This window comes from Staphylococcus pasteuri, from assembly GCF_003970495.1.
GTDB lineage: Bacteria > Bacillota > Bacilli > Staphylococcales > Staphylococcaceae > Staphylococcus > Staphylococcus pasteuri.
Genome location: NZ_RXWW01000091.1, coordinates 101,920 through 120,828, shown reverse-complemented (window position 1 = coordinate 120,828; position 18,909 = coordinate 101,920). Strand labels below are relative to the sequence as shown.

Sequence of the window (18,909 nt, the reverse complement as noted above, 5' to 3'; positions counted from 1 at the left end):
AAACATTCAATATTCAAGAATGTTTCGGCTTTATAATTAAGCTTTGTTTTTAAGACTTCTTGTCGTTCTCAACATTAATAAGATGAAATAAGCAATCATACCGAATAGGTAAGTAATAAATAAAGCATGCAACAATGCAATAAATAAATTTACATTAGTAATAACAGATAAAGCACCAGTTACTACTTGTAAAATAACTAAAATAAATGCAGCTGTATAGCCATATCTTACAGTACGATTATCACTATAGTTTTTAATTGCATGAATAAACGTAATCATAATCCACATAAAAGTAATAAATGCCATACCACGGTGTGCAAATTGAACCCAGTCATGTACATTATGTGGAACAATATCATCAAAAGGTACTGGCCAAGCACCATATGCTAGACTTGATTTAGTATGTCTTACTAAAGCACCAGTGTATATAGTTAAATATACGATGATTGCCATTAACCATGTTAACGTACGTAATGGTTTTTGAATCATTAATTCGTCAGCTTCATACTTTTGATCAATTGAGAAAATAATTAATGTCATTAAAAATACTGATGAAAAGCTAACTAAAGAGATTCCAAAATGTAATGCTAATACATATGCATTTTGTTGCCAGATTACAGCAGCAGCACCAACTAAGGCTTGTAATAATAAGAAACCTATACTTATGATAGATAATGGTTTAATTTCTTTTATATACCCTATGTGTTTCCAAGCGGTAATGACTAGCCATATTACGACAATTAATGAAAGTCCTGAAACTGCTCTATGGCTTAATTCAATAATTGTTTGTATTGGTAAGTTTTGTGGAAGAAGTGCTCCATTACATAACGGCCACGATGAACCACAACCATCTTCCGAACCAGTTTTAGTTACTAGCGCACCACCTAATTGTACGAATGTCATAATAATTGTTGCTAAGACACTTAACCATTTAAGGTTTCCTTTTCTAAACAATGATAAACACCCCATCATTAAAATAAAATCTAACAACTATTCTCATTAAAAATGGACATTTTGTAATTTATTTTAACGTATATATTTTTCTTTTACATTATATCAATAATACCATTTTTAATTACGTTACAAAATCAACTATTTGGAATGTCGTTAAAGTGTCACAATTTAATTTTTTAAAACCTAGTCTTTTATGACTATTTGCTATATCATTGTATTATATGAAAAAATTCTAGGAGGGGAATTATGAGTAAAGAACAAACATTGTCACAGGAAACGGGCCAAGTGACATTTAAAGAATTACAACAGATTATTAAAATGGGCCTTGTTCAAGGGAATTTAATCCCTGCATTTGCTGGTTCTTGGTTGGCTGTTGTAATGACAAATCACTCCTTCCTATCGTCAATACCTCAAATTTTATTAATGATTATAGGTTCTACATTAATAATGGGTGGCGCATGTGCACTTAATAATTATTATGATCAAGACATAGATCAAATTATGCCTAGTAAACAGAATAGACCCACTGTAAATGATAGAATTTCAGATAAGCACTTATTAATTTTAAGCTTTGGTATGATGTTAATAGGTGAAGGTTGTTTATTTTTATTAAATATACCATCAGGTGTTTTAGGATTATTTGGTATCATAGGATACGTATCATATTATTCAATCTGGTCAAAACGACATACGACTTGGAATACAGTTGTAGGTAGTTTCCCTGGAGCTGTACCGCCTTTAATTGGTTGGGTAGCTATAGATGGATCAATAAGTGTTGCAGTAATAGCACTATTTTTAGTAGTATTTTGTTGGCAACCAATACATTTTTATGCGTTAGCAATTAAACGTAGTGATGAATATTCATTAGCTAATATTCCAATGTTACCATCTGTAAAAGGATTCAATAGAACACGAGTAAGCATGTTTATTTGGTTAGTATTACTATTACCACTTCCCTTTATGTTATCTAGTTTAGGCACAACATTTATTGTTTTAGCTACTTTATTAAATTTAGGGTGGATGGCACTAGCTTTTACATCATTTAAAAAGAATACTGATCAAAACAAATGGGCAACTAAAATGTTTATTTACTCATTAAACTATTTAGTAGTATTTTTCGTACTCGTTGTAGTCGTATCACTTATTAAAATGATATAAATACAAAATTAAGTAAGGATGAAACATATGAACGTACCTATTTTACCTACAATAAGTACTTCGTGTATTGTCATTAGTGCGATATTAGTGGCAATTGGATGGAGACTTATTTGGAAAAGACAAATTGATCAGCATAAAAAAGTAATGTTATGGGCTGCCGTTTTTGCCGCAACATTCTTTATTATTTATGCTAGTAGAACAATCTTTATTGGTAATACCGCATTCGGTGGACCAGATAGTGTTAAAATTTATTATACTATTTTCTTAATTTTCCATATTAACTTAGCAACAATTGGTGGGATTTTAGGAATAATACAAATTGTATTAGCTTTTAAAGAGAAATTTAAAATTCATAGAAAAATTGGACCTATTGCTTCAGTAATATGGTTTTTCACAGCGATTACTGGTGTAGCAGTTTATGTACTGTTATACATCTTGTATCCAGGTGGAGAAACAACATCATTAATTAAAGCTACTTTAGGTTTATAATCGAATAAATAAGATTGTGACTGATAAAACTTTCTGTATAGTTTTATCAGTTTTTTTATATTAAGAATCTAATCCAATGTAAGACACCATTTTGTAAAATTGTGCTTCGTAATTCTAGAAATAACAATAGACTTATCTTGATTATGAAATAAGTAATTATGTACAATAGTAATAATTCAGTTAAGGTGGGTGAAAGATGAAAAAATTAGTTATACGAATTTTAGGAGTTGTTTTTTTAGTATCATTTCTAATCTATTTATTTTACTCACCACGGCTAAAATTTGATGTATTAGAAAATCCAAATAAAAGCCAAAAAAGTGATAGAACGGAACAATTCAAAAATTCAAATAAAAATATAGAAAATCCAAAACCTAAAAATGGTGTAGGAACATGGATTGGTAAGGACATTGATCAACTTACCAAAAAATACGGTCAAGCTAACCGAACATATCCATATAAAGATGGCTATAAAAATTATGTATTCAAGAAAACAAATCAATATTACATTGTCAGTGTAAAAGACAATAAAATAAAATCTGTTTATGCAACTGGAAAAGATGCTCATATTAACCCTTTACATATAAATGAAAGCAATTCAAAAATATTCGAAAATACAAGCATCAATCCCGAACCTACAATCAAATCAAATAATAAAAAATATGAATTTGAATTATCAGATGAAGATTTAAAAACACAAACTTTAATTAAATATGGTAATATATATGCGCAAGTTTATTCAGACCAACAAACGAATAAAATCATGGCAATACGCTTTTTAGATAAAGATGCATTAGCTACATTGCAACCATATAAAACGAATGAATCTCATTCTACAGCGAATTTAAAAAATAAAGATATACCTTACGAACAAAATACAAATCAATTAGTGACACTTTATGAGGTAACTAATGAAATGAGAAAACTAAAGGGATTAAAACCGTTAAAGGTAAATAATGATATTGCACATATTGCTTCAATAAATTTATTTGACGCGACTAAAAGTGGTTCTGACTCAGTAGAATTTACTGAAAATGCTTTAAAACAACAATTAGATGAAAGAGATGTTAGTTATAAATCGACAAGTCAGAATGTGGGTTACGACTTTGATGATGTCCCAACATTAATCCATAGTTGGATGAACTCCGATATTCATCGCTCTAGAATGTTAAATACGAAATATGAAGAAATGGGCGGAGAAGTAATGAAAGATTATTATTCGTTAATTTTCTTAGAAAAATAAATGAAGGGTAGAATGACAAATGATAAATGAAGAAACATTGTCAATTTTAGATGACGTCGAAGCCTTATCAGATATGATAGTTAATTCAGAAATTTATGATGAATATATTAAAGCGAAAGAATTATTAAACCAAAATGATGAAGCACACTTATTATATTCGGCTTTCCTAAAGACCAAAGATCAATACGACGATGTAATGCGATTTGGTAGATATCATCCTGACTATAAGACAATTATGATGGAAACACGCCAACGTAAACGAGCATATGAAATGTTACCAGTGGTAATGGACTATAAGTCAAAAGAAGTAGCATTACAGAATTTAATTGATGAAGTTATTAGTAAAATTGCTTTAGCTGTTTCAGATAATGTAAAAATTGATACAGGCAATCCATTTTTTCAAACGACTGCACAAGGTTGTGCTTCAGGTGGATCATGTAACTGTTCTTTATAAAATGATTTAAATTTTACCAAATTTATAAAACATACAAGATATCTCTCCAATATTGATTAAACTCAATATTTGGGGAGTTTTTTAATTCATATAAACCCTTATGTTTAAAGATGGAGATCATATTAATTTTAATTATCAGAAAATTATGAATAAACATTGTTTATTATTTGTCTTTATGGTAACTTATAATACAACTATAACTTTACTACAGTAAAGCATTAAAGTCAGAAGTAAAGGAGGTAGAGTATGAATAAGCAAAATCAGATAATAAAAATAAAAGAAATTGAATTAGCATTCTTAAAGTACTTTTCAAATAAAAATTACAAACTTGTAGATATAGATTTAATTGAAAAATTAGATTGGAGTCATTTGACGAAAGAGGACTTATTACAAATGAAAGAAAGGAATTTTTGGCAAAATAACAATCACATTTATAGTTTAAGACACGATTTTACTGATCAATTACTACGTTATCATTCAATATTTCCAACAGATTTTAAGAAAGTTGCTTATTCTGGACCTATTGTCAGAAATAATGAGGTCATATCACAAATAGGTATCGAGAATTATTTGCCTATATATAATCAATTCAATGATAGTTTTAATGATTTCTACCATTTTATTAAAACGTATTTAAAAGATGATATTCAGCTAATTATTTTAGGTCATTATCAATTATTGAATGAATTATTAGAAGAAAAATATAGAACTTTAGTTATTAAAAACATGATTGAAGAGAGAAATCTATCGGGATTAAAACATCAATTACCGCATAATCATCCTATCTTAAAATTACTATCAGAAAGCACACGTCATCAATTATCAAAATTAAGTCAATATTTGGACCAATCATCTCAAACATTACTTACGTTAAAAAGTTGGGAAGAGCAACTAATCAAACAAGGTTTGACCAATATTCATTTAGATATTTCGGCACAACCATCAAGATCTTATTATAAAGGTGTTTTTATCAGATGTTATTTAAATAAACATGATACTAGCATACTAACTGGTGGATTTTACTCTGGTGACCTCCAAGGATACGGTATGGCTTTAACTTTATAATCAGCATATTCAAAGAATAGGGGTGACAATATGATTAGAGTGGCTTTAGCAAAAGGGAGATTATTAGAAAGTTTTATCAAATATTTAGAGGCAGAACAACTATTTTTATTATCAAATGGACTAAAGCATAGACAACGTCAATTATTAGTTACGATAGATGGTATTGATTTTATTATAGTAAAGGGAAGTGATGTGCCAATATACGTGGAACAAGGCATTGCAGATATAGGTATTGTAGGTAGTGATATCTTAAATGAAAATAAATATAATATTAATAATTTATGCGACTTACCATTTGGACACTGTCATTTTTCCTTAGCAGCTAAACCTGTTACGAATGATTATAAAAAAATTGCTACGAGTTATGTTCAAACAACTTCACGTTATTTTAAAAACAAAGGAATAGATATTGAAATTGTAAAATTAAGTGGTTCAATAGAACTCGCTTGCATTGTAGGAATGGTAGATGGAATTATTGATATTGTTCAAACAGGTACTACATTAAAAGCAAATGGTCTTGTTGAAAAAGAAAAAATCACTGATATTTCGGCAAGATTGATTACAAATAGAACACAGTATTTTAAAAAGGGTGAAGAAATAGAATCATTTATTAATATGTTAGGGGTGCAGATGATAAATGCTTAAAGCACAACAATTTTTAGAACTTTATTTTAACAATCAATCATTAGATGAGTCCTTATACCCGTTAGTTAAAAATATTTGTGATGATGTTAAAGTCAATGGTGATGCAGCGTTGAAAAAGTATAATTTAACTTTTGATCATGTAGACACAACATCTCTAGAAATTTCAAAGCAAGACATACAAAAGGCCTATGATGAATTAAATAAAGATACACTTAATGCGTTACACCAAAGCTATGAAAGGATTAAATCATATCAAGAAAAGATAAAGTATTCCTCTACTAAAAAGGGAGAATGTTATGAAGTTTACCATCCAATAGAACGCGTTGGGATATATGTTCCAGGTGGTAAAGCAAGCTATCCTTCTACTGTTCTAATGACGGCTACACTTGCACAAGTCGCGAACGTTGAAGAGATTGTTGTTGTGACACCTCCAAAAACAAATGGCGTTTCTAAAGAAGTTTTAGCTGCCTGTCACTTAACTGGCGTAAATCATGTCTATCAAGTTGGAGGTGCACAAAGTATAGCGGCGCTTACATATGGTACAGAAACTATTAAACCTGTTGATAAAATAGTTGGTCCAGGTAATCAGTATGTTGTGCTTGCAAAAAAATATGTTTATGGAGATGTAGGCATTGATCAAATTGCCGGCCCTACTGAATTAGCTATGATTATTGATGAGACTGCTCAAATTGACGCCATTACATATGATATTTTTGCTCAAGCTGAACATGATGAAATGGCTCGTACATTTGTTATTAGCGACAATGCTCAAATATTACAACAACTTCAGTTAAATATTGATAATAAATTAAAAACAATAGATCGTCATTCTATAGTGTCCAAAAGTATAGCCAATCATCATTACTTAATTGAAGTAAGTGATATGGAAGAGGCCTGTCATATTTTGAATAAAATTGCACCTGAACATGCATCCATTCAAACTAAACATCCAGAACAGTTTATTGATCAAATCAAATTTGTAGGTGCATTATTTTTAGGGCATTATGCTCCAGAAGCAATTGGTGATTATATTGCTGGACCAAGTCATGTTTTACCAACAAACCAAACTGCTAGATTTTCGAATGGTTTATCAGTTAATGACTTTATGACACGTCACAGTGTGATTAATCTATCAAAATCAACTTTTAAAAAGGTAGCATATTCTGCAGAAAGGTTAGCATGTGTAGAATCACTTAATAATCATCAACAATCAATACATATTCGACATTGACATATGGTAAAGCCATATTTAAAAGTGATTTTCAGAATTAACAACAAGGAGGAAGTTCAATGAACTATCAAAAATCACGTCAAACCGCTGAAACTTCTATTTCAATTGCTATAAGTAAAGAAAAGGAAAAATCCAATATACATACAGGCGTAGGATTTTTAGATCATATGTTAACACTTTTTGCTTTTCATAGTGGCTTATCATTACAAATTGAAGCTAAAGGAGATACATATGTTGATGATCATCATATGACAGAAGACATTGGTATAGTTTTAGGACAGTTGATATTGGAAATGGTTAAGACTCAGCAAAGCTTTAAAAGATATGGTACAAGTTATATACCTATGGATGAAACGTTAGCAAGAACTGTAATTGATATTAGTGGCCGTCCATATTTTTCATTTAATGTTCAATTAAGTAAAGAAAAAGTAGGTCATTTTGATACAGAATTAGTAGAAGAATTTTTTAGAGCACTTATTATTAATGCGAGGTTAACTGTGCATATGGACTTAATTAGAGGTGGAAATACCCATCATGAAATTGAAGCTTTATTTAAATCTTTTGCTAAATCATTACAAGAGGCATTAACACCAACTCTTGAATTTGTAATACCTTCGTCTAAAGGTGTGATTGAATGATAGCTATAGTTGATTACGGTCTAGGCAATATTAATAGCTTGAAAAAAGCAATTGAATTCTTAGGCTACGAGACAATATTGACCAACAACGAAAGTATTATTTATAAGGCAGATGCAGTTGTATTACCTGGTGTTGGACATTTTAAAGATGGAATGACAGAAATTAAAAATAAAAGATTAGACACTATCTTAAACCAAATTAAAAACCAACCTATCATTGGTATTTGCTTAGGAATGCAATTGTTATTTGAATATAGTGAGGAAGGTAATGTAGAAGGACTAGGACTGATACCTGGACGAATAGTGCCAATCCATACAACACAACCTATCCCGCATTTAGGTTGGAATTTATTGAAAAGTGATCATCAATTACTTCAATGTGATGTGTACTTTATACATTCTTATCAAGCGATAATGAATAATCATGTTGTTGCATATGCAGATTATGAGTGTCAAATTCCTGCAGTAGTACAATATAACAATTGTATAGGAATACAATTCCATCCTGAAAAAAGTGGTGAACAAGGATTGGCAATTTTAAATCAAGCATTGAAAGGCGGTTTTATAAATGATTAACATATGGCCGGCAATCGATTTGATTGACTCAACGAGTGTAAGACTAACTGAAGGTAAATATGAATCTAAAGAGCAAATGACAATGACAGCTGAGGAAAGCATCCAATTTTATAATCAATTTGATTGTGTTTCACGTATACATATTGTGGATCTTATAGGAGCAAAATTAAAGCAAACTCAAGAATGTCATTATATTAAAAAGCTAAGATCATTATCTCAAAAACCTATAGAAGTAGGTGGAGGGATTCGATCACAAGAAACTTTAAATCATTATTTTGATATAGGTATAGATTACTGCATAGTTGGAACTAAAGGTATTCAAGATTTAACTTGGTTGGAAAGAATGTCATATCTATTTCCTAAAAAGATTTATTTGTCTATAGATGCATACAAACAAGATATAAAGATTAATGGTTGGCTAGAAGATACACAACTCAATTTGTTTGATGTTGTTAAACAAGTGAATCATTTACCTTTAGGTGGCATCATCTATACTGATATTTCAAAAGATGGGAAGTTAGCTGGTCCTAATTTTGAATTAACAAGACAATTAGTACAACAAACTGAATTAAGTATTATTGCTTCTGGAGGTATTAGAAATCAAGAAGATTTAAACCAATTTGAAAAATTGGGTGTTTATGCTGCGATTATCGGTAAAGCTGCACATAATCCCAGTTTTTGGGAGGGGTTATCTTGATTAAAAAAAGAATCATTCCTTGTTTAGATGTTAAAGATGGGCGTGTTGTTAAAGGGATACAATTTAAGGGATTAATCGATATAGGTAGTCCACTTGAATTAGCACAATACTATAATGAAGCGGGAGCAGATGAACTTGTATTTTTAGATATTTCTAAAACTGAAAAAGGACATGACTTAATGTTGGAAGTTATCGAAACCATTTCTAAACAATTGTTTATACCATTGACTGTTGGAGGCGGTATTCAAACTTTAGATGATATTTCGCAATTACTTAATCATGGAGCAGATAAAGTGTCATTAAATTCTAGTGCACTTCAAAATCCTAATTTAATTAAAGAAGCTAGCCAAAAATTTGGAAGTCAATGTATTTGTATTGCTATTGATAGTTATTATAGTGCGGAACAAAATGACTATTTTTGTACTACACATGGAGGTAAACAATTAACCTCTATAAGAGTATATGATTGGATTCAACAAGTTGAAGAACTTGGTGCTGGAGAATTACTTGTAACCAGTATCCATCACGATGGTATGAAAACTGGCTTTGATATTGAACATTTATCAGATATTAAATCAAAGGTGAATATACCAATCATTGCTTCAGGTGGTGGTGGAAATCCTCAACATTTTCTAGACTTATTTAAAGAAACAGATGTATCTGCCGGTTTAGCTGCTAGTATTTTACATAGTAAAACATATACAGTAGCTGATATTAAGCACACATTAAGAAAAGGTGGTGTGCCAGTAAGATGACAGTCACAGTAGATTTTAGTAAAGGTTTAGTACCGGTCATATTACAACATTATGTAACGAAGCAAGTATTAATGCTCGGGTTTATGAACGAAGAAGCATTTAATAAAACAATGGAAGAGAACGTAGTAACTTTTTATTCAAGGTCTAAACAAAGATTGTGGACTAAAGGGGAATCATCGGGGCATACGCAACAAGTCGTTACGATACATACAGATTGTGATAATGATGCAATACTAATCGAAGTTATTCCTAATGGTCCAACATGTCATACTGGGAATCAAAGCTGTTTTAGTACAAAGACACATTTTGCAGTTCAATTATTGGAACATACAATAAAAGAACGATCTAGAACTAATCAATCTCAGTCTTATACCAATTATTTGTTAGAACAAGGTATAGAAAAAATAACTAAGAAATTTGGAGAAGAATCATTTGAAGTTGTAATAGGAGCTATGAAAAACGATAATAAAGAAGTTATCAACGAGGCGGCGGATTTAATATATCATTTATTTGTCTTATTACATTCATTAAATATTTCTTTTACAGAAATTGAAAACGTATTAGAACAACGTCATCATAAAAGTAACAATTTTAAAGGTGAAAGAGATTCTATAGAAAATTGGTAATACACATCGGTGTCTGTAAAAGTAAAAATCCTTAACGAAAAGGTGATTATTCGTTAAGGATTTTTGCTATTTATTATTTTAATGTCTCTTTAAATTGTTGTGCTAAATCAGGTCGATCTGTTACAAGTGTATGCACACCTTTTTGGTATAAATCTGTCATTAAATCAATACTATTAATGCCATAAAATCCTGGTACAATATTTAATACTTTTAACCATTTAATAAATCTAGAAGAAGTAAGCTTGATTCCTTTAAATTCGGTTGGCATTTGGAAAGTATTAGCTTTCGGATGGAATTTATGTCCTCTAAACGTATTAAACTTAATAAACGCATCTGCTACTTCGTTTTGACTCGCACCAATTGCTACAGTACCTTTACTTAATTGATCAAAGCGTTCAATTTGTTCTTTATGGAAACTTGTTACTAATACACGATGTTCTGCATGATGTTTAACAATTTGATGATAAATGACTTCAGGTGCAATAGAACCTTCATAACTGTTTGGATGATCTTTCAAATCAACATTAATATACATCTCTGGATAAAGCTCTAAAAGTTCCTCAAATGTTAAAATTTTAGCATCTTCATGTCCACGAAATGGATATTGACGATTTATATCTGTGAAATAATATCCAGCGTCTAATTTTCTTAATTCTTCTAAAGTATGTTCACTTACTTTACCTGAACCGTTAGTTGTTCTATCAACAGTTGCATCATGGAATACGATAAGTTCCTTATCTTTAGTGAGCCTTACATCTGTTTCGAATCCATCTACGCCATATTGTACTGCATTATCAAATGCAAGCTTTGTTTGTTCAGGTCTAACAGCCATGCCGCCTCTATGCGCAAATAAATATGGTGCTACACCTGTGAAAAATGGAGGGATTGCATTAATTTCACGTGGTTTTTTATTTTTATTTACATAAATCACACTTCCAACAATACTTGCAATTGCGAATGAACCATTAATGAACCACTTATTTAGTTTAACCATTTGATATCCTCCTTTAGGTATTAAAGTTATATTAACAGATATCCTTCATATTTGAAAAATGAAGTGCGTGAAGAACGGAATATTATTTTATTTTTTATAGACAAATATTTACTTGACGAATTAAGTATAGGAATATCCCATTATGAAGATTGGTTTTGATTTAATAGAATAATATAAATAGGGATGGAATATATGGAAGTGATTGTTATTTCATAAAATTTAAACTCATGATATGATAAAAACTGTGTATATTAAATGGAGTGAGCAAAGATGAATTTAGTTCAAAGAGTGAGCCTTATTGTTTATTTAAAACATATCAAACATGAAAGACAAATTAGAAAATATGGACACATCGTTCATTCTAATCGTCAACGTAAATTCGTTATCATGTATGTTAATGAAAGTGAAGCGGACGATGTCGTTAATAAACTAATGAAATTAAAATATGTTCAACATATAGATGGTTCACCATACAAATTTTTAAAGAAAACGTATGAAAAAGAAAAACACGAAGTCATATAACTCGTGTTCGTTAAGAAATGTGTTTCCTATTGTAATGGTGGTATCCAACGTTGTAATCGTAAAACGCTAATTAAATAGTTAAAATATAAGTCATTGTCATGGAAAGCTTCTGGAGGTTGAACATCTATACCTAATACTGGGATATCATATGCCTCTGCTTTCTGGTTAATCATGTCAAATTTCTTATTACTATTTGGATATGGATATTTTAATGCGTTAATCATCATATACATTGCTTGGAAATAATTACCTTCAGTCGGTTGCATAATGATAGCTACTGATGATAATTGCTTTTCAGTTTGTGGGGAATGAAAATAGATTATTTTATCAATTCTAGTATGGTTGTAGTCGATGAGAGTGGTGAATTCGAATAAATCTGTTAAACCCTCACCTAAAACAATAAATGATTGTTTCATTTGTTTAATCAATCTCCTTTTATCCCAAATTATATTAAATTATATTGTGAAATGGAAGTGTGAAAGTGATGCGTGTCATTGCGGGAATACATAAAAGTAAGGCATTAGAAAGTTTGGAAGGTCGAAATACTAGGCCAACTATGGATAAAGTTAAAGAAGGCATCTTTAATAGTTTACATGAAGTATCAGGTATAGCTTTGGATTTATTCGCTGGAAGCGGCGCATTAGGGATTGAAGCATTATCTCGAGGTATGGATAAAGTAATCTTTGTCGATCAAAATTTTAAAGCAGTTAAAGTGATTAAATCAAACCTTAAGCAACTTGATTTATTAGCACAATCTGAAGTATATAAAAATAATGCTGATCGTGCGTTAAAAGCTTTAGCTAAAAGAGAGATTCAATTTGATTACATATTTTTAGATCCGCCATATAAAAAAAGTCTTATTGATGAAGCATTAAAAAGCATTAATGAGTTTAATTTGCTTAAAGAAAATGGTATTATCATCTGTGAGTTTAGTAATGAAGAACATATTCAAAGTGCACCGTTTAAAGAAATAAAAAGATATCATTATGGTTTGACAGATACATTGCTATTAGAAAAAGGAGATTAATATGAATAAGACGAAAGCAGTCATTCCCGGGAGTTTCGATCCAATTACATACGGTCATCTAGATATTATTGAAAGAAGTGCAGATCGTTTTGACGAAATACATGTCTGTGTTTTGAAAAATAGTAGTAAAGGCGGCACGTTTAATATAGAAGAACGTATGGATTTAATTAGGGGCTCTGTAGCACATCTTTCCAACGTGGAAGTACATCATTTTAATGGTTTATTAGTAGATTTTTGCAAACAAGTCGGTGCGAAAACGATTGTACGTGGATTACGTGCGGTAAGTGATTTTGAATATGAATTACGCTTAACATCAATGAATAAAAAGTTGAATAATAATATTGAAACTATGTATATGATGACTAGTACGAATTATTCATTTATTAGTTCTAGTATCGTTAAGGAAGTTGCAGCTTATAAAGCAGACATTTCGGAATTTGTACCTCCTAATGTTGCTGAAGCATTAAAAGAAAAATATTATAAATAAAAAAGCAGACCGTACTATGTGACTCTTTTAATAGTCATCATCGATAGTACGGTCTTAAATTATGTTTGAATCACTGGTGTATTAAAATCATTTTGAGATTGTTGGCTTAATAAGTTGTATACATTTGTTGCTTTAATTTCGATAGGGAAATATGTTGCTGAAGATTTATTGATATTGGTTATAAAATGCCGTTCTGGATATTGTTGCTTTAAATATTTTAAATAAGCGCGACCTTGTTCATTCATACCTAAAATTCTAATTGCTCGTATATCGTTTGTAATATCATGTTGATGAATATTGAGCAGGATATTCATTAGGATACGTTGTATATGTGTATAGGTATATCGTTTGGTTTTCGTTTTACTTAGTAATTCTTTAAACGAATTGACATCTTTGATGATTGTTTTTAATCTGTTTTCGAACCCTTCACTGACAGTATATATAGTGTTTAAAGTATTAGTGTCTTGTGTTAACAATTGATGTTTGATGTAAGGGAAAGTATCTTCAACTGTAGTCATTTGATTTTGATACAGTGATTTAATATTTTGAGGTACTACTTTATACCAATCAGTTTCTTGATTGATTAAAGATTGGCGGATGGAAGACCCACTCGCAAATTGTTGATGCTTTATTGTGTTATCACGATGTTGTGCTGACTCACGGTAAATCGTCATTGCTTCAATATGTGGTGCATATTGCTGGATTGCTTTAAGATATCCTATACTTAAGATGTTGTTAGGTGATTGTAAAATATTTAAAGTTTGTTGGTCTTTAATCAGTTCACTGATAATTCTTGGATAACTTTTACCTTCTTTAATTTTGGACTTGAATATAGGATTATTTTCTAATTCAAGCACGTGATTGACTGCATTTTGTAACTCAACTATATTACCATGCTCACTACCAAAAGATATTGTGTTAATATCGATATAATTCGCTACTTTAATAGCCATTTTTCCAAAGAAGTCTCCAGAAGATAAACTTGCGATAGTAGGTAATTCTACAACTAAATCAACACCAGAAAGTGCCATTTGAGTACGAATGAATTTATTGAATATAGCTGGTTCGCCACGCATTACAAAGTTGCCACTCATTATTGCAACAGAAACATCTGCTTGAGAATTTATTTTAGATTGTTGAGCATGATATAGATGCCCATTATGGAAAGGATTATATTCAGTAATCAAGCCAACACTTTTCATTTGCATTTCTTCCTTTCAGAATTCATTATTAGTATTGTAACAGAAGTACGTATGTTAAGAAAAAATCTTGACATATTATACTGAGAAAGTTAAAATAAATTTTGTGCTTGTTAGAGGTGAAGCCATATGAAATGGTCAATAACACAATTAAGAAAATATCAAGGTAAGCCTTTTGAATTTAATCAAACGGCGAATTTTGAGCATTTAAAAGAATCATTAGATCTCATTGATCTTTCTGAAATCAATGTTGACGGTAAATTAACTATCAAATCAAATGAAGTTATTGCTGACATACATGTCACTGGGACATATACGATGCCGTGTGCTCGTACTTTAGTTCCTGTAGAAGTGCCATTGGATGTAGAAACTTCTGAAATATTTGATTTAGAAGGTAGTGATTATTATACCGATGAAGAAGAGCAGGATGAACATTATCATCTAGCTACTGACGGTATGATTAATATTAAAGATATTGTTGAAGATTTAGTTATCATCGAAAAACCGATGCGTGCTTATTCAGACAACAGTGATCAAATGTTAACCGAAGGCAATGGTTGGGAAGTGATTGATGAAGATGAATTCGTTGAACTTGTCCAAGAACAAGATCAAGAAGACGATGGTTCAAATAGTAATCAAGTTGATCCAAGGCTTCAGAAATTACAACAATTATACGATAAAGAACAATAACGGTTTAATTAATGATATAATATTGTTAAATAAACTGATATCATTTAATTATGTGTTTAATTTTAAGGAGGATAAATCATGGCAGTACCTAAAAGAAGAACGTCTAAAACTAGAAAAAACAAACGCCGTACTCATTTCAAAATGTCAGTACCTGGTATGACAGAATGCCCAAGTTGTGGCGAATACAAATTAACTCACCGCGTATGTAAAAACTGTGGTTCTTACAATGGTGAAGAAGTAGTATCTAAATAATTTTAGATATTATTAAAAATCCCGTCTGAAATTAATTTTCAGACGGGATTTTTTTGTATTATTTTTTAGAATGTTTAATTCTCTTTGGTAGGATAAAAGTTAAACCAGTTAACGCTAACAATAATGACCATGTCAATCCTTGAGATGAAGATTGACCAGTTTCTGGAAGAGATGTTGTTTTTTTCATGTCATGCTCTTTTGATTTTTGTTTATCACTATCTTTTACATTATCTTTACTCTCAGTTTTGGTTTCAGTTGTTCCTTTTTTCTTAACATGTTCTTTATCAATATCTTCATCTGTTTTAACACTTTCAGGTATTATTATATCACTGTCTTCATCAACTTTTTGAGTTACTTCATTATTTTCGTTTTTATCGACATCGTGATCTTCGACAATATCTGCAATATCATCAACATTATGATCAGGGATTGTTGTATTATCACTATTTGATTCATTATTATCTACATTTTCATCTGTTTGATTATCAGTGTTGTTATCTTTAACTACATCAGTTATTTGAGTGTTTTCGTTGTTAGTTGTTGTAGTTGGGTCATTTTGATTATTTTCAGCATCAATTACTGGATTGTCTACATTTGTAGAAGATGTATCTTCAATTGGGACATCTTTATTTATAATTCTTACGTGATATTGACCATCGTAACCGATAGAAGATACTACGACTTTAACTATCGCGTTGTAAACTGCTTTATTAGGGTCATAAGGGAAAATTAATGTTCTAGTGTTTTTTTCTTTATCTTTAGAAATAGTTGTCACTCGTTCACCTTCGACAATAAAGTCTTTCCAATAACTATCTTCTTTAGTACGCATAATTACATATTGCTTACCATTTAATGTACCAATTTGGAAAGGATGTTCAACAAATCCATCCATTACTGACTCATTATTTTCTTCACTTTCAAATACAACAAAATTAGCATCATGTACATCCGTTAATTGATCGTTAGTTGGTTTTGCATTTTCAAACTCAACAATTGCTGATTGAACTTGTTGTTTTAAAGCAGCTTTTGTCTTTTCTAATTTGAATTTATATTCTTCTTTATATTTATCAGGTAAAGTTTTTTGTAACTTTTCTAATTCATATACTTGTCTTTCTAGTGTCTTAGCTTTGCGATATGGTGCCAATAATTTATCTACAGTATAAGTTTCATCATCTTTGTAATCATTAGGATTATTAGTTATCGGTTGTTTGAAAACCATTAAAGTATAATCATAATTTTCGACTTTATTTTCACCAAGTTGAATAGATGATACAATTTTAACTTCTTTTGTGCCTACAGAAACTGGGAAACGGATATAAGCATAGTCTTTATCTGAATCATAAGATACGAGCGTAACAGGAAGTTTTTTGTCTCCTTCATAAATTTCAAAGTTTCTCCATGTTTGTGCTGTTTTTAATCCTAATTCAATTTCTGGTTGAGACTTAGTAAATATCACAGTTGCTGGATCTAATGTGCTTGCATAATGATAAAATTGTCTGTCACCGTCTTCTTTTTTCATTTCAAAATCAATAGGTCGTGTAACGGGTGCACTATGATCTTTATCTAATACTGCAGGGTTTTTAATAGCATCTTTTATTGATACATCAGCAGGAGGATAGACTGTATCATTAGCTTGTGACTGATTTTCTTCATTATTACTTTGGTTATTATTTGGTGTTGTATCTGCAGTTTGATTTTGAGTGTCATCATTTTGATTATTATTATCTGTAATATTTGATTGATTATTATTTGGTGTTGTATCTACAGATTGGTTTTCATTTGGTTGATTTTGACTATTATTAGTTTGATTACTAACGCTTTGATTATTATCAATTGTTGAGTTTACATCGTTATTATTTGATGTTGAATTTACATTATTATCTGTATTGTTGTAAGTGTTTGTTGGTGTTGTATTGTCAGTAGTATTTTCTAAAGAATCATTACTGCTATTATCATTTAAAACGAGTGATGGGTCATTATAAATAGGTCGAGCGAATTCTAATTTTGTATAATCATAATTTGTTTCAGGTTCATTATCAATTTGTGTAGACGATACAATTTTAAGTTCTTGTGTACCATCAGTCACAGGGAAACGAATATATGCATGATCTGTGTCTGGATTATAAGACACTAAGTTAACAGGAAGTTTTGTGTTTCCTTCATAAACTTCAAATTTCTTCCAAGTTGAACCTGTATCAAGGTCAAGTTCAACGCGTGCTTTAGTTTTTGTGTAATAGACATCAGCAGGGTTCTTAATACTAAAATAGTGATAATATTGTGTTTCATTATTTTGATCAAATAGTTGGAAATTGACTGTCTCTCTTGGACCAATGTCATGAGGTTGGTTTTCAACTGCAGGGTTTTTAATAGCATCTTTTATAGACTGATCCGCTGCAGGGTAGGCAGTAGGCTGATTCGTTGTTTGTGTTTGATTATTATTTTCAACCGGTTGAGTTACAGGTTGAGATTGGTTTGATTGATCAGAATTCGCCGTAGATGCCGATTGATTTTGTACATTATTGTCATTAGAATTTTCGGCAGCCTGGGCTTGTCCATGAGAAGTAAAAATGAATAGTGTACTTACTACTATCGAGGCTACACCAAGTGTAGATTTACGTATTGAATAAAAAGACCTTAATTTTGGGAAGTTATGCTGTTGATGTTTGTTCATGTTGTAAACAACTCCTATAGTTTTAATACAGATTGATAATCATTATCAATCGTTCAAATGTATTGTAACTCAAAGTATAAATATATTGCAATCCATTTTATAAAAAAATAATAAAACCTATACCGAGAGATATCAACTTCTCAATATAGGTTTTTTATGATTATTTAGAGTGCTTTCTTCTGAAGACAAACATTGTAATAGAAGTGAACAGGGCAATCGTAGCCATAGCTAATTCATTGAAGTAACTACGTGAAGCTGCTTTACCTGTATCAGGTAATTCTTTTGATTTGTTGTCGTCGCTATTTTGTGAGTTTTTAGCATCTTTATCCCCGTTATTTTGATTAGATTTGCTATCTTTACCTTCATCTTCTTTTTTGCCTGTTTTGCCACCTTTACCATCTTTACCATCTTTAGCGACATTGTCACCAGTGTTTGTATTAGTTCCATCATTATTATTGCCCCCAGCAGCTGGAGTAGTTGGTACATTATTGTTGTCCCCAGTAGCTGGAGAAGTAGGTGCATTGTTGTTGTCTCCAGTAG

At 30.7% G+C, this 18,909-nt stretch carries 23 protein-coding genes; 17 read left to right on the top strand and 6 right to left on the bottom strand.

The genetic code is table 11. The annotated features are described in order from the left end of the window. Positions 1-36: 36 nt before the first annotated feature. Complete coding sequence (locus tag CD121_RS11900; RefSeq protein WP_017637674.1) at positions 37-954, bottom strand: COX15/CtaA family protein; 918 nt, start codon at positions 952-954, stop codon at positions 37-39. 246 nt (positions 955-1,200) lie between these two features. On the opposite strand from CD121_RS11900, the gene cyoE reads away from it, so the two are divergent. The 12 genes from cyoE (at position 1,201) to hisIE (ending at position 10,527) form a co-directional block, all read left to right on the top strand. Next, positions 1,201-2,112, top strand: a complete 912-nt coding sequence (gene cyoE / locus CD121_RS11895; protein ID WP_126568397.1) for a heme o synthase — start codon at positions 1,201-1,203, stop codon at positions 2,110-2,112. Between the two features lie 27 nt (positions 2,113-2,139). After that, positions 2,140-2,601 (top strand): DUF420 domain-containing protein, encoded by a 462-nt coding sequence (locus CD121_RS11890; RefSeq protein WP_029055516.1) that lies wholly within the window; start codon positions 2,140-2,142, stop codon positions 2,599-2,601. Positions 2,602-2,797: 196 nt separating this feature from the next. Continuing rightward, positions 2,798-3,841: a CAP-associated domain-containing protein gene (locus CD121_RS11885; RefSeq protein WP_108000467.1), complete on the top strand. Its 1,044-nt coding sequence runs from the start codon at positions 2,798-2,800 to the stop codon at positions 3,839-3,841. Between the two features lie 19 nt (positions 3,842-3,860). Next, positions 3,861-4,295, top strand: a complete 435-nt coding sequence (locus CD121_RS11880; protein ID WP_017637670.1) for a YlbF/YmcA family competence regulator — start codon at positions 3,861-3,863, stop codon at positions 4,293-4,295. 246 nt (positions 4,296-4,541) lie between these two features. Then, entirely contained in the window at positions 4,542-5,360 is an 819-nt protein-coding gene (locus tag CD121_RS11875) for an ATP phosphoribosyltransferase regulatory subunit (RefSeq protein ID WP_046466563.1), read from the top strand. 30 nt (positions 5,361-5,390) lie between these two features. Beyond that, a complete protein-coding gene (gene hisG / locus CD121_RS11870) occupies positions 5,391-6,005 on the top strand; it encodes an ATP phosphoribosyltransferase (protein ID WP_126568394.1) in 615 nt (204 codons plus the stop codon). Then, positions 5,998-7,236 carry a histidinol dehydrogenase gene (gene hisD / locus CD121_RS11865; RefSeq protein WP_126568391.1) on the top strand — a complete coding sequence of 413 codons (1,239 nt, stop codon included), beginning with the start codon at positions 5,998-6,000 and terminating at the stop codon, positions 7,234-7,236. The genes hisG and hisD overlap by 8 nt, the downstream gene beginning before the upstream one ends. A 59-nt stretch (positions 7,237-7,295) precedes the next feature. Next, positions 7,296-7,874, top strand: a complete 579-nt coding sequence (hisB, locus tag CD121_RS11860; protein WP_126568389.1) for an imidazoleglycerol-phosphate dehydratase HisB — start codon at positions 7,296-7,298, stop codon at positions 7,872-7,874. Continuing rightward, a complete protein-coding gene (hisH, locus tag CD121_RS11855) occupies positions 7,871-8,449 on the top strand; it encodes an imidazole glycerol phosphate synthase subunit HisH (protein WP_029055510.1) in 579 nt (192 codons plus the stop codon). Before hisB ends, hisH begins: the two co-directional genes overlap by 4 nt. Next, positions 8,442-9,146, top strand: coding sequence for a 1-(5-phosphoribosyl)-5-((5-phosphoribosylamino)methylideneamino)imidazole-4-carboxamide isomerase (gene hisA / locus CD121_RS11850; RefSeq protein WP_029055509.1), 705 nt, complete (start codon positions 8,442-8,444; stop codon positions 9,144-9,146). The genes hisH and hisA overlap by 8 nt, the downstream gene beginning before the upstream one ends. Next, positions 9,143-9,901, top strand: coding sequence for an imidazole glycerol phosphate synthase subunit HisF (gene hisF / locus CD121_RS11845; protein WP_029055508.1), 759 nt, complete (start codon positions 9,143-9,145; stop codon positions 9,899-9,901). The genes hisA and hisF overlap by 4 nt, the downstream gene beginning before the upstream one ends. Further along, the gene (hisIE, locus tag CD121_RS11840; protein WP_126568386.1) at positions 9,898-10,527 is read left to right on the top strand and encodes a bifunctional phosphoribosyl-AMP cyclohydrolase/phosphoribosyl-ATP diphosphatase HisIE; all 630 of its coding nucleotides are present in this window, start codon (positions 9,898-9,900) and stop codon (positions 10,525-10,527) included. The genes hisF and hisIE overlap by 4 nt, the downstream gene beginning before the upstream one ends. A gap of 73 nt (positions 10,528-10,600) precedes the next feature. Here the strand turns inward: hisIE and CD121_RS11835 are convergent, their stop codons facing one another. Beyond that, positions 10,601-11,521: a lysophosphatidylglycerol phospholipase D gene (locus tag CD121_RS11835; protein WP_029055507.1), complete on the bottom strand. Its 921-nt coding sequence runs from the start codon at positions 11,519-11,521 to the stop codon at positions 10,601-10,603. Between the two features lie 270 nt (positions 11,522-11,791). Here CD121_RS11835 and CD121_RS11830 point away from each other — a divergent pair, with 270 nt between their 5' ends. Beyond that, on the top strand, positions 11,792-12,043 hold the full coding sequence (locus CD121_RS11830; RefSeq protein ID WP_017637661.1) for a YlbG family protein: 252 nt from the start codon (positions 11,792-11,794) through the stop codon (positions 12,041-12,043). A gap of 26 nt (positions 12,044-12,069) precedes the next feature. Here the strand turns inward: CD121_RS11830 and CD121_RS11825 are convergent, their stop codons facing one another. Beyond that, the gene (locus tag CD121_RS11825) at positions 12,070-12,459 is read right to left on the bottom strand and encodes a DUF7147 family protein (RefSeq protein ID WP_046466570.1); all 390 of its coding nucleotides are present in this window, start codon (positions 12,457-12,459) and stop codon (positions 12,070-12,072) included. Between the two features lie 68 nt (positions 12,460-12,527). Here CD121_RS11825 and rsmD point away from each other — a divergent pair, with 68 nt between their 5' ends. Both rsmD and coaD read left to right on the top strand, forming a co-directional pair. Further along, a complete protein-coding gene (rsmD, locus tag CD121_RS11820) occupies positions 12,528-13,070 on the top strand; it encodes a 16S rRNA (guanine(966)-N(2))-methyltransferase RsmD (RefSeq protein ID WP_126568383.1) in 543 nt (180 codons plus the stop codon). A gap of 1 nt (position 13,071) precedes the next feature. After that, a complete protein-coding gene (gene coaD, locus CD121_RS11815) occupies positions 13,072-13,557 on the top strand; it encodes a pantetheine-phosphate adenylyltransferase (RefSeq protein WP_017637658.1) in 486 nt (161 codons plus the stop codon). Positions 13,558-13,616: 59 nt separating this feature from the next. On the opposite strand, the gene CD121_RS11810 is transcribed toward coaD, so the two are convergent. After that, the gene (locus tag CD121_RS11810; RefSeq protein ID WP_017637657.1) at positions 13,617-14,759 is read right to left on the bottom strand and encodes a nucleotidyltransferase; all 1,143 of its coding nucleotides are present in this window, start codon (positions 14,757-14,759) and stop codon (positions 13,617-13,619) included. A gap of 126 nt (positions 14,760-14,885) precedes the next feature. Between CD121_RS11810 and CD121_RS11805 the strand changes: the two genes are divergently transcribed. Beyond that, positions 14,886-15,446 (top strand): YceD family protein, encoded by a 561-nt coding sequence (locus CD121_RS11805; protein ID WP_017637656.1) that lies wholly within the window; start codon positions 14,886-14,888, stop codon positions 15,444-15,446. A 78-nt stretch (positions 15,447-15,524) separates the two neighbouring features. Further along, positions 15,525-15,698, top strand: coding sequence for a 50S ribosomal protein L32 (gene rpmF, locus CD121_RS11795; RefSeq protein ID WP_017637655.1), 174 nt, complete (start codon positions 15,525-15,527; stop codon positions 15,696-15,698). 58 nt (positions 15,699-15,756) lie between these two features. On the opposite strand, the gene CD121_RS11790 is transcribed toward rpmF, so the two are convergent. Together CD121_RS11790 and CD121_RS11785 are read right to left on the bottom strand one after the other, a co-directional pair. Next, the gene (locus CD121_RS11790; RefSeq protein WP_126568380.1) at positions 15,757-18,369 is read right to left on the bottom strand and encodes an NEAT domain-containing protein; all 2,613 of its coding nucleotides are present in this window, start codon (positions 18,367-18,369) and stop codon (positions 15,757-15,759) included. 160 nt (positions 18,370-18,529) lie between these two features. Continuing rightward, the coding region (locus tag CD121_RS11785) for an LPXTG cell wall anchor domain-containing protein (protein WP_218957803.1) at positions 18,530-18,909 on the bottom strand (380 nt) is incomplete at its 5' end.

Coding starts and splice junctions, on each gene's coding strand:
- cyoE (WP_126568397.1), top strand. CDS start 1,201: ATGAGTAAAGAACAAACATTGTCACAGGAAACGGGCCAAGTGACATTT.
- CD121_RS11890 (WP_029055516.1), top strand. CDS start 2,140: ATGAACGTACCTATTTTACCTACAATAAGTACTTCGTGTATTGTCATT.
- CD121_RS11885 (WP_108000467.1), top strand. CDS start 2,798: ATGAAAAAATTAGTTATACGAATTTTAGGAGTTGTTTTTTTAGTATCA.
- CD121_RS11880 (WP_017637670.1), top strand. CDS start 3,861: ATGATAAATGAAGAAACATTGTCAATTTTAGATGACGTCGAAGCCTTA.
- CD121_RS11875 (WP_046466563.1), top strand. CDS start 4,542: ATGAATAAGCAAAATCAGATAATAAAAATAAAAGAAATTGAATTAGCA.
- hisG (WP_126568394.1), top strand. CDS start 5,391: ATGATTAGAGTGGCTTTAGCAAAAGGGAGATTATTAGAAAGTTTTATC.
- hisD (WP_126568391.1), top strand. CDS start 5,998: ATGCTTAAAGCACAACAATTTTTAGAACTTTATTTTAACAATCAATCA.
- hisB (WP_126568389.1), top strand. CDS start 7,296: ATGAACTATCAAAAATCACGTCAAACCGCTGAAACTTCTATTTCAATT.
- hisH (WP_029055510.1), top strand. CDS start 7,871: ATGATAGCTATAGTTGATTACGGTCTAGGCAATATTAATAGCTTGAAA.
- hisA (WP_029055509.1), top strand. CDS start 8,442: ATGATTAACATATGGCCGGCAATCGATTTGATTGACTCAACGAGTGTA.
- hisIE (WP_126568386.1), top strand. CDS start 9,898: ATGACAGTCACAGTAGATTTTAGTAAAGGTTTAGTACCGGTCATATTA.
- CD121_RS11835 (WP_029055507.1), bottom strand. CDS start 11,521: ATGGTTAAACTAAATAAGTGGTTCATTAATGGTTCATTCGCAATTGCA.
- CD121_RS11830 (WP_017637661.1), top strand. CDS start 11,792: ATGAATTTAGTTCAAAGAGTGAGCCTTATTGTTTATTTAAAACATATC.
- CD121_RS11825 (WP_046466570.1), bottom strand. CDS start 12,459: ATGAAACAATCATTTATTGTTTTAGGTGAGGGTTTAACAGATTTATTC.
- rsmD (WP_126568383.1), top strand. CDS start 12,528: ATGCGTGTCATTGCGGGAATACATAAAAGTAAGGCATTAGAAAGTTTG.
- coaD (WP_017637658.1), top strand. CDS start 13,072: ATGAATAAGACGAAAGCAGTCATTCCCGGGAGTTTCGATCCAATTACA.
- CD121_RS11810 (WP_017637657.1), bottom strand. CDS start 14,759: ATGAAAAGTGTTGGCTTGATTACTGAATATAATCCTTTCCATAATGGG.
- CD121_RS11805 (WP_017637656.1), top strand. CDS start 14,886: ATGAAATGGTCAATAACACAATTAAGAAAATATCAAGGTAAGCCTTTT.
- rpmF (WP_017637655.1), top strand. CDS start 15,525: ATGGCAGTACCTAAAAGAAGAACGTCTAAAACTAGAAAAAACAAACGC.
- CD121_RS11790 (WP_126568380.1), bottom strand. CDS start 18,369: ATGAACAAACATCAACAGCATAACTTCCCAAAATTAAGGTCTTTTTAT.